This is a genomic window from Luteimonas sp. RIT-PG2_3, assembly GCF_054902115.1.
On record NZ_JBUBPF010000017.1, the window covers coordinates 56,073 to 62,844 of the forward strand.

6 protein-coding genes are annotated in these 6,772 nt (G+C 68.3%); all 6 read right to left on the minus strand.

The genetic code is table 11. From position 1 onward, the window contains the following. Window positions 1–26 precede the first annotated feature (26 nt). On the minus strand, window positions 27–512 hold the full coding sequence (locus ACYX7E_RS17940; RefSeq protein WP_462081975.1) for a nuclear transport factor 2 family protein: 486 nt from the start codon (window positions 510–512) through the stop codon (window positions 27–29). Further along, window positions 509–1,672: an acyl-CoA dehydrogenase family protein gene (locus ACYX7E_RS17945; RefSeq protein WP_462081976.1), complete on the minus strand. Its 1,164-nt coding sequence runs from the start codon at window positions 1,670–1,672 to the stop codon at window positions 509–511. Before ACYX7E_RS17945 ends, ACYX7E_RS17940 begins: the two co-directional genes overlap by 4 nt. Before the next feature lie 13 nt (window positions 1,673–1,685). Then, entirely contained in the window at window positions 1,686–2,201 is a 516-nt protein-coding gene (locus ACYX7E_RS17950; protein WP_462081977.1) for a MarR family winged helix-turn-helix transcriptional regulator, read from the minus strand. Window positions 2,202–2,225: 24 nt separating this feature from the next. Then, the gene (locus tag ACYX7E_RS17955) at window positions 2,226–3,683 is read right to left on the minus strand and encodes an NAD-dependent succinate-semialdehyde dehydrogenase (protein WP_462081978.1); all 1,458 of its coding nucleotides are present in this window, start codon (window positions 3,681–3,683) and stop codon (window positions 2,226–2,228) included. Between the two features lie 11 nt (window positions 3,684–3,694). After that, window positions 3,695–5,164 carry a carotenoid oxygenase family protein gene (locus ACYX7E_RS17960; protein ID WP_462081979.1) on the minus strand — a complete coding sequence of 490 codons (1,470 nt, stop codon included), beginning with the start codon at window positions 5,162–5,164 and terminating at the stop codon, window positions 3,695–3,697. A gap of 109 nt (window positions 5,165–5,273) precedes the next feature. Further along, window positions 5,274–6,772: aldehyde dehydrogenase family protein (locus tag ACYX7E_RS17965; protein WP_462081980.1), on the minus strand; the 1,499-nt coding region annotated here is incomplete at its 5' end.

Here is a 6,772-nt window from a genome sequence, read left to right on the forward strand (position 1 = left end):
CGCCCAATGGCTTGGCGCCCGCCGCTTCAGGCGGACTGTGCGACCGGCTGCGGAGCGATGCGCAACGCGAGGCTGCCCCGGCGCGACTGGAACCGCCAATCGCCATCGACCAGCACCAGGTCATCGTCGAAGCCGCCCAGCAGCTGCGGGCCGGTACACGGATACGGCGGAGCGCCGGTGTCCTCGCTATCGGGATCGGCCACGTACAGCGCGACATAGCTGGTCGCGCGCGCCTGCGACGGCGACAGCACGTCGACGACGGTATTGAGCATCAGATGGCGGGTGAAGCGGCGCGGGCGGTCGCGGAACATCGCCTCGATCGCGTCGCGTCCGTACACCGGCGCGTCCGGCGCGGTCGGCCGTGCGAAGCTGCCGTCGCGCACAAACATCCGTGCCAGCGCTGCATGGTCGCCGGCATCGTTGTACAGCGCGAACCTGCGGATCAGCTGCTCGCATGCGAAAGCGATCCGCAACGTCTGGTCGGGCGACAGCCCGGCAACCTCGGCGCTCACGCGTAGCGCTTGAGCATGCCGCGCGCGATGACCAGTTGCAGGATCTGGCTGGTGCCTTCGTAGATGCGCAACACGCGCGCGTCGCGCCACAGTCGCTCGATCGGATACTCGGCGATGTAGCCGGCGCCACCGAAGATCTGCAGGCCGCGATCGGCCACGCGCCCCAGGGCCTCCGAACAGAAATACTTGGCCGACGCCGCCAGGATGCGGGTGTCCTTACCGGCCTGCAGCGAGCGCGCCGCTTCCATGACCATCGCATGGCCGGCCAGGTATTCGGCCTCGGAATCGGCCAGCATGCCCTGGATCAGCTGGAACTCGGAGATCGGCTGGCCGAACTGCTTGCGCGACAACGCATACGTCGCGGCCTCGTCGATGATGCGCTTCATCATGCCGACCGCGCTGCCGGCGACGCCGATGCGGCCGGAGTCGAGCACCTGCATCGCGATCCGGAAGCCCTTGCCTTCCGCCGCCGCGCCGCCGATCACATTGGCTGCAGGCACGCGCACCTGGTCCAGGATCACGTCGCAGATCGGCGCGCCGCGCTGGCCGAGCTTGTGCTCGGGCTTGCCGATGCTGAGGCCGGGCGTGCCCTTCTCGACGATGAACGCGCTGATGCCGTCGGCGCCGGTCTTGCCCGCATCGCTGCGCGCCATGACGGTGAAGATGTCGGCATGCGGCGCATTGGTGATGAAGCGCTTGGTGCCGCTGATCAGGAAGTCGTCGCCATCGCGCACGGCGACCGTGCGGATGTTGGCGGCGTCCGAACCGGCGTCGGGCTCGGTCAGGCAGAACGCGGCGCGCAGTTCGCCACTCGCCAGTCCCGGCAGGTAACGCTGCTTCTGCGCGTCGGTGCCGCCATAGACGATGCCGCGGCTGCCGATGCCGACGTTGGGCCAGAACGCCAGCCGGAACGCCTGCGAGGTGCCGCTGAACAGCATCTGCACGCGGGTTTCCTGCACGACGTCGAGTTCGAAGCCGCCGTACTGCTGCGGGATGCTGAGCCCGAACAGGCCCATCTCGCGCATCTCGTCGATGATCTCCGCCGGCACGGTTGCAGTCTCCTCGACGACTTTCTCCAGCGGCATCAGCCGTTCCCGGATGTAGCGGTCGAGCGTGTCGATCAGTGCGGAAAAGTCTTCATCATCGAATGCGGATGGCATGGCAGCAGGAGTCTCAGGCAGGTGCGGGCGTGCGTTTGCGTCGTTTCGGGGCGTCGGCCGCCGCGACCGGCGGCGTGCTGTTGTTGCGCAGGTGGCTGGAGATGCGCTGCAGCTGCTCGCGTAACGCGGCGGTCTGCGGGCAATCGGGATCGTCGAAGATCTCGGTCTCGATGGCGCCGATCAGGCGGCCACATTCGTCGACCAGCTTGCGACCCTTCGCGGTCAGGCTGACCAGCAGCACGCGGCGGTTCTCGGGGTCTTCCTTGCGGCGCAGCAGCGCACGCTCCTCGAGTCCGGCCAGTACCTGGCCCATGGTCTGCGGGGTCACGTAGAAGCGGCGCGACAGCTGCGCCGACGACAGGCCCTCGTGCGACTCCACGACGGTCATGATGGTGTACTGCAACGGGGTGATGCCGAGCGGCTTCAATGCCGGTTCGAGCCGGGTCGCACGCAGCGCGTGGTAGACGCTGGCGATCAGGTAAACGGTGCGGGCGCGCTGGGCGCTGGCGGATTCTGCGGTCGGGCTCATGACGAAGGCTCCATGTGTCGTCGATCAGCCCAGACTAACCAATTTTGCGTCCAGATACCCATCGAGTCCCTCGCTGCCGCCCTCGCTGCCATAGCCGCTGTCCTTGACGCCGCCGAACGGCGTCTCGGCGAACGTGATGGCGGTGTTGTTGACGCCGAGCATTCCGCATTCGACCTCTTCGGCGAGCCGGTGCGAGGTGCGGATCGAGCCGGTCCAGGCGTACGCGGCCAGGCCGTAGGGCAACTCGTTGGCGCGCGCAATGGCCTCGTCGACGGTATCGAATGGAACGGTCACCGCGACCGGGCCAAACGGCTCCTCGCGCAGGATGCGCGCCTGCGCCGGCACGTCGGCCAGCACGGTCGGCGTCCAGAAATTGCCGGCGCCGTCGCCACGTCCGCCACACAGCGAACGCGCGCCGCTGGCGATGGCGTCGCCGACCAGCGCCTGCATCGCATCGATCCGGCGCGGGTTGGCCAACGGCCCCATGCGCACGTCGGAACGGAAGCCATCGCCGACAACCAGTTGCGACGCGGCCTCGGCAAAGCGCTCGGCAAAGCGGTCGTGGATGCTGCGTTGCACGAAGAACCGCGTCGGGGCGATGCAGACCTGGCCGGCGTTGCGGTACTTGAACGGCACCAGTTGGGCGATCGCGGCATCGATGTCGGCATCGGCGAACACCAGCACCGGGGCATGCCCACCGAGTTCCAGCGTCATCCGCTTGATCGCGCCACCGGCGAGCGCGCCGAGGTGGCGGCCGACCGCGGTCGAACCGGTGAACGACAACTTGCGGATCAGCGGCGACGACACCAGCGTCTGCGAGATCCGCGCCGGGTCGCCGGTGACAACGTTGAGCACGCCCGGCGGCAGGCCGGCATCGGCCAGCGCCCGCGCCAGTTGCAGGCAGGTACCGGGCGTTTCTTCGGCCGGCTTGATGATGCAGCTGCAGCCCGCCGCCAGCGAGGCGGCGATCTTGCGCGCCGGGATCAGCGCCGGGATGTTCCAGGGCGAGAACGCCGCGACCGGTCCGACCGGCTTGCGCAGCACCAGGTAACGCACGTCCTCGGGCGCGCGCGACGGCACGACGCGACCATAGGCGCGGCGCCCTTCCTCGGCGAACCAGTCGAAGACATCGGCCGCGGCCGCGATCTCGCCACGCGCTTCCTGCAACGGCTTGCCCTGCTCGAGCGTGGTGATCGCGGCAATGTCGTCGAGGCGTTCGCGCAGCAACTGCGCGGCCTGCCGGAGGATCTGCGCGCGCTCGAAGGCAGACCGGCGGCTCCACGGCTTGAACGCACGATCGGCCGCCGCCAGCGCGCGCGCGAGATCGGCATCGCTGGCATGCGGCAGGTCGCCGATCCAGTCGCCATTGGCGGGATTGACGATCGCCGAGGTCGCACGGCCCTCGCCATCCAGCCACTGGCCATCGATGAACAGCTGCGGCGCGGGATAGACCCGGGCCGGTGCGGGCACGGGAGGGGGCACGGCCGCCGCGTTCACGCCGCCACCGGCCTCGGCGGCAGGTCTTCGACCGCGACCCAGTTGCCGTGCAGGCCGTTGCGCAGCTTCAGCGGCAACTTGATCGTCGCCAGCGGGCCTTCGCTGAGGCGCTGCGCGTCGAGGATCAGCAGGTCCGAGCGCTGCTCGTCATAGCGGTTGGCCAGCGCGACCAGGTAACCGTCGCCTTCGGGCGCGTCCTTGCTGCGCGGGATGAATGCGGGTTCCTGCAGCGACGACACCGGGCCGACGTAGTAGACGTCCTGCTCGCCGGTCGCGTGGTCCAGGTGGCCCAGGCAGTTGATGAACATGCCGGTGATGCTGCCGGCGCGCTTCTCGTCGTAGGGCCGCGTGCGGTCGCTGACGCAGATGTAGCCGTGGCGATAGGCTTCCATCACGTAGCGGTCGTCGATGCGCGGGAATTCGCCGGCCAGCGTCGTCAACTGCTGGAAGCCGATGGCATCGCCGCCGGCATAGTCGACCGACCAGCGCGTGATGTGCGCGGTCGCGGCGACCGGATCGAACGGCGCGCCGCTGACGTCCGGGAAGAACGGGAACATGTTGCCCTTGGCGATCGGCGTGTCGAAGTAGATCTTGGTGCCGTCGTTGAACGCGTTCATGACATGCGACGCGAACAGGTTGGAGGTCTTGAACCAGCGCAGGTCCTTGGCACTGCCACGGCGCGGCAGCACGCCGAGGTAGACGTCCTTGCTGGCATCCCAGCCGAAGGTCGGGCGGCCGGCGCGGGCGAAGTCCAGGCTGCTGATGACCGGCACGATCGGGAACACCACGTAGTCGCGGGTTACGCCGAAGTCGTGCATCAGGCACGGGTACGGCACCTGGAACCAGGTTTCGTGGACGACCTTGCCATCGCGATCGATCACGTAGTACGCCACGTCCGGCGAGGCGATGCCCTTGGCCGAATACCCGAACGCGATCATCTCGCCGGTATCGGGATCGAGCTTGGGATGCGCGGTGAAGGTCTCGCTGGTCAGCACGCCGTCGTAGTCGGAATAGCCTTCGGTTTCCAGCGTCCACGGGTCCATGACCAGCGGCGGGCTGTCTTCCTTCAGCGCCAGCAGCTTGCCGGCGTGCATGACCACGTTGGTGTTGGCGGTGCCGCGGATGCGGCCTTCGACCGACGGATCGTCGAAGAACGGATTGCGGTACGAGCCGAACAGCGCCTGCCGCGCAGCCTGCTCGAGATTGAACTTGTCGGTGCGCGCGTAGCGGCACTTGAGGTCGACGCGGCCCTTCTCGAACCGGAAGGCGCTGACCATGCCATCGCCGTTGAAGTAGATGTCGTTGCCCAGCCGCGGCGGGTGCTGCGGGTCCGGGCCGACGCGGTAGAAGATGCCATCGAGCTGGTCGGGGACTTCGCCTTCCACTTCCAGGTCGTAGATGTCCACCTCCATCCGCTGGGGGGTGTTGAAACCGGTGTAGATCGGCAGCGGCGGGAATGACTTCATCTGGCTGGGCCTCGGCTCGGTCGGGGTGGCCGCGCCACCCACAATATAAGGAATCTTTATATCATCGGCATGGGCTGTCAATGTGCAGCGCAGCATGCCGTGCGGCGGTTCAGAGTCCGACGAAGACCGACTTCAGCTCGGTATAGGCCTCGACGCCCTCGCGGCCGTTCTCGCGGCCCCAGCCGGACTGCTTGTAGCCGCCGAACGGCATCGAGAAGTCGATGCCCACCGGCGTATTCACGCGCACCGTGCCGGCCTTCAGGCGTTGCGCGAGCTTGTGCGCGGTGCTGATGTCGCGGGTCCAGATGCTCGCCGACAGGCCGTATTCGGTGTCGTTGCCGCGGTCGGCCAGCGTCTGCAGCTCGTCGGCATCGTCGAACGGCACGGCGCACAGCACCGGCCCGAAGATCTCCTCGCGCATGACCTTCATCGACGGATCGGTACCGGTCAGCACGGTCGGCTGTATGAAGTGGCCGCTGCCATCGACGGCCTGTCCGCCCACGACGACTTCGGCGCCGTCCTGGCGGCCGCTGTCGATGTAGCCGGTGACGCGCTCCAGCTGGCGCGCCGAGATCAGCGGGCCGATCTCGACACCGGGCTCGGTCCCCGGCCCCAGCCGCAGCTTGCGGGCGATCCCGGACACGCCTTCGACGACCTGGTCGAAGATCCTGCGATGCACGAACAGGCGCGAGCCGGCGACGCAGACCTGGCCGGTATTGCCGAAGATGCTGCGCGCGGCGGCAGCGATCGCGGGCTCGAGGTCGGCATCGCCGAAGATGAAGGTCGGCGACTTGCCGCCAAGCTCCAGCGTGACCCGCTTCAGGTTGCCGGCCGACGCGGCGATGATGCTCTTGCCGACCGCGGTCGAGCCGGTGAACGAGACCTTGTCGACATCGGCATGCGCGGCCAGCGCGGCGCCGACCTCGGCGCCCAGTCCGGTGACCAGGTTGATGACGCCCGGTGGGAAGCCGACCTGCTGCGCGAGTTCGAAGAAACGGACCGCGCTCAACGAGGTCAGCTCGGCCGGCTTGAGCACCACCGTGCAGCCGGCCGCCAGCGCGGTGCCGATCTTGTTGGCGGCCATCACCAGCGGCATGTTCCACGGCACGATCAGCGCGGCCACGCCCAGCGGCTCGCGCAGCGTGTAGGTGTGCCACTCGCCGGGGAACGAGATGTTGGTGGTGTCGCCGCCCATGCGCGCCGGCCAGCCGGCGTTGTAGCGCAGGTTCTCGATCGCGCCCTGGATGCTGAAGAAGCGCGCATTGAAGAACGGCATGCCGTTGTCGAGGCTTTCCAGCAGCGCCAGCTCGTCGGCATGCGCCTCGATGACGTCGGCCAGGCGCGCCAGCAGGCGGCTGCGTGCGCCCGGGCGTATCGCGCGCCAGGCGTCGCCGTCGAACGCGGCCCGCGCGGCCGCGACCGCACGGTCGACATCGGCCTGGGTGGCGGCGGCGATCTGGCCGATGACCTGGCCGGTTGCCGGATTCTCGGTGTCGATGACGCCGGCGCTGGACGCGTCGGACCATTCGCCGCCGATGAACAGTTGCTGGCGGCGTGCCATGAACGCCTCGGCCTGGGCCAGGAGTTCGGGAGTGACGGTGGGCGGAT